This window comes from Deltaproteobacteria bacterium (genome assembly GCA_018668695.1).
In the GTDB taxonomy this organism is placed as follows: Bacteria; Myxococcota; XYA12-FULL-58-9; order XYA12-FULL-58-9; family JABJBS01; genus JABJBS01.
In genome coordinates this window covers 1-3,440 of sequence record JABJBS010000374.1, presented here as the reverse complement: position 1 = coordinate 3,440, position 3,440 = coordinate 1, and the positions used below count along the sequence as shown (strand labels likewise).

Here is a 3,440-nt window from a genome sequence, read left to right as displayed (position 1 = left end):
GATCCGCGGTGGTAGTGAAGCTGCTGTTATTATTCATAGCGGCGACTTTGATGCTCGCAGTCTTTATATCGAGAATGTTGGTTTCGGAATTGCGACCGACGATAGTTATAGCATCGACCAAATTGAAATGGTTCAACTTCAGGATGTGGATATGACAAGAGTCATAAGGGGCATCGCGGTAAACGCTGGCATAACAAAGTTGAACCAGGTGCGGATTCGAGAAAGTGGTCCAGGGAAGGCATTTGTTGGTTGGGGCGAAAATACTCAAATATCATTCAGTGATTTGACCATTGTCAATCAGGCTGTCAATCCCGACGAAACAGAGGTTTTATCGGTTCCGCAGCAAGCTTGGGGAGTGACCCTGGTCGAAGGCGCAACTCTTGTTGGCGAAAGGTTGACAATAGACCGAACCAGCAATGCCGGTATTTTTTTGGGCGATTCAGGTACGGAGTTCAATGCTTCCAATCTCTTAATTCGAGATACATCAGGCACTTCAGAGGATTTGGTCGCAGGCACCGGGATAGGTTTGTACGTTGAGCAGGGTGCTTCGGCTATTTTAAATGGTGGACTGATTGAGAACAGTAAACGCCAGGGTTTATTTGTTCATGGTGAAGGTTCGACGGCGATACTAACCGATGTTGTGATTCGAGGTACATCAGATTTAGATATCGATGTGCAAAATGATGACGATGTTGAGCAAGGTCATGGTATCTCAGTTCAAAGAGGTGCCTCCATTAGAACGGACCGAATCCTGGTGAGCCGAGCGCGTGAGGTGGGTATTGTCATATTGGATGCGACTGCCAATCTTCAAGATATGATTATCAACCACACTCGGATATTTGATTCAACCAATTTTGGTGTTCCTTTTTTCATGAGCAGTGCAGGTATCGCCGAAGTCGAGCGTATCCGCATCAGAGGCGGTTACTTAGTTGGTATGATGATTCAAGACCCAGACACCGTGGCAACAATGTCTGATGTTTGGGTTGAGCGGATTAAGCGCTCTCCGGGCGATGAGACTGGTGGTTTCGGCGTGGTGGTGACCAACAGCGGCGATTTGGATGCGGAGTATGTATTTGTATCGGGTACAGAGGGCGGCGCCACTGCCTCGTGGATGCCTGGCAGCTCCATGCGTCTGGGAAATGCGGTACTTCTGGGTAAAACACGAGAAAGCGTGGAGATAGACGATTTCGACATCGATGACTTCGATGAAGTTGAAGAAGTAGAAAACGAAGAGGGCAGTGTTGAAATTGACGACTTTGACATCGACGATTTCGATATCGACGACTTCGACCGAGATGGTGTTTCTGCCTTTTGGGGAGGTAGTGCCAGTATCTCAAGCGGTGTGGTCATGGGATTTTCTCGAGCCGCGGTGCAGGTAACCGACGCAGGAGGCACGTCTGGTGGTGCGTCCGTAGAACTCTCAGAAGTTGAAATCGTAGACAATCTCTTCGGTGTGAATGTGTTCTCAGTGGAGAATGAAGAGGCGAGTACCGACTTTAGCGAGGTAGAATTCGGTGGCAATGGAACGGATTCTTCATCAGAGATGATGTCGGTCGAAGAGCCTCCGGTCGCCTCTGTGAATGCCTCTGTTGAGCTTGAAGCTGCGGAAGTGGAAATGAGTTCGGTAGAATAACCCCCTCAGCGGTCCCCTTTACCCGGGCCTCTCACCTTATCGTTATCCCCAAAATTCACTGCATCGGTGTCACCTGAACCTGGGCTGGCAATGGTTACACCGCCGTCGATGTCCAAGATGGTTCCTGTTATCCAGCTGGCTGCATCCGATGCTAAAAAGAGCGCGCCATCGGCGATGTCTTTATCTACGCCCCAACGCTTAAGCGGGATGGCATTGGTGATGGTTTCTTTCATGGCTGGGTCTTTGGCAATCACGTTGTCCATGCCCCAGGAGCCTTCGATTGGGCCAGGAGAGAGTCCGTTCACTCTTACACCCGCAGGGCCCCATTCCACGGCCAAACACTTTAGAAGCATGTTGACGGCTGCCTTGGCGGCGCACACATGGCTTTGGAAGGGTAGAGGTCGCACGCCTTCAGGAGCCGTAATGGCCAGCATGGAGGCGCCGGGGCGATTGATGTGTTCGAACGCGCCTCGAAAGACATTGAAGGTACCGATGAGGTCGATGTCGATGATGGAGCGGTAAGCATTGGTGCTCATGCCGATGGCGGGTGCATAGAAGTTGCCAGCTTGCGCGGCGACTACCAAATCGATTGGGCCAAACTTCTCTTTCGTGTGCTTATACACTTCTTGAAGGGCATCGTAGTCACGCACATCGCAGGGAATGCCCATGGCTTCGGCGCCCATGTCGATGATACTTTGGGCCGCGGTGGAGCAGCGCTCTTCGTTGCGGCTGGACACCACAACTTTGCAACCGTGCTCGGCATATTTTTGAGCAATGGCCAAGTTAAAACCGCGTGTGCCGCCAGCTACAAAAGCGACTTTGCCATCAAGAATCTTTTCACCAAAACTGTTGCTCATGCGTTTGCTTCCTCTTCGGGTGCGTTGTTTGCGTCCGGTTAGAAACTAGAACGCGTTCTAAAAAAGGTCAAAGCCTCGGCCTTGGCTCAATTAAATTGTCTATATAAATCATACACTTGAGGTAGTAAGGGATTGTAAGAGCAGAGGCTCAACCCAGGATTAGGGTTTTGATGCCAAAGAGGACCGCCACAAAGACTACGGCCGTGAGTATTTCTTTGGTGGTGCTCGCTGCTTCTTTGCCCAAGGCGATGGTAATGGCCGGTGCGACGAAGGTTAAAGCCGGTAGCGGTTGCTCCCAAATCATTAGAGCAACCAGGCAAAGGATAAATCCAATGCCAGCACCGGTGAGATACTTCTGGCTTGATAAGCCTAGGTGAGTCACTGCGCCGGCCATAAACCCTAGGTACAAAACATCTCCCATTCCCAAAATAGGTTCTAGCCCTACGCCTGGAATGGGCAAGTTAAGAATCATGAAGTTGAATCGCTCAGCGACTTGGACCTCTTGGATGATTTGGTGGGTGATACCGCTTGGTGAGAGCACGCTCCAAGTATCCATCAAAACAACCACCAGAGTGAGCGGCCAAAGATAAGTGGCACTGACAACCTCGCGGCCCAATGAGGCGGTAAGCCACATCCCACCACCGATGAGGAAGCTGCCTGTAAGATAAGCAAGCAGCAGGCCGGGCTGCACTGTCTGTAAAGCGAGCCCGATACCCAAGGCACCGAATACTGCGCCGCCAATACTAGAGCGAAGAGAGTAGGTGAGTTCACCGGCTTGAAGGGAAATGAGGAGAATCACCATGACGAGCATGAAAAACGTAAAGCTGTAAGAGATACGACCCGGCATACCGTCAAGAACGCCGCTTTGGTCGAGGGTCCAGAGCGACACAAAGAGCATGGTCCATGCACTGACGGCGGTGATAATGAAGCTCCAAAATGGTCTCATGACT

3 protein-coding genes are annotated in these 3,440 nt (G+C 51.0%); 1 reads left to right on the top strand and 2 read right to left on the bottom strand.

From position 1 onward, the window contains the following. Nucleotides 1-1,633: hypothetical protein (locus HOK28_21665; protein MBT6435715.1), on the top strand; the 1,633-nt coding region annotated here is incomplete at its 5' end. Nucleotides 1,634-1,638: 5 nt separating this feature from the next. On the opposite strand, the gene HOK28_21660 is transcribed toward HOK28_21665, so the two are convergent. Both HOK28_21660 and HOK28_21655 read right to left on the bottom strand, forming a co-directional pair. Further along, on the bottom strand, nt 1,639-2,490 hold the full coding sequence (locus HOK28_21660; protein MBT6435714.1) for an SDR family oxidoreductase: 852 nt from the start codon (nt 2,488-2,490) through the stop codon (nt 1,639-1,641). 148 nt (nt 2,491-2,638) lie between these two features. Continuing rightward, on the bottom strand, nt 2,639-3,440 hold an 802-nt coding region (locus tag HOK28_21655; GenBank protein ID MBT6435713.1), incomplete at its 5' end, for a hypothetical protein.

Bases quoted from the DNA above. Each gene is read 5' to 3' on its own strand.
- HOK28_21660 (MBT6435714.1), bottom strand. From the start codon at position 2,490: ATGAGCAACAGTTTTGGTGAAAAGATTCTTGATGGCAAAGTCGCTTTT.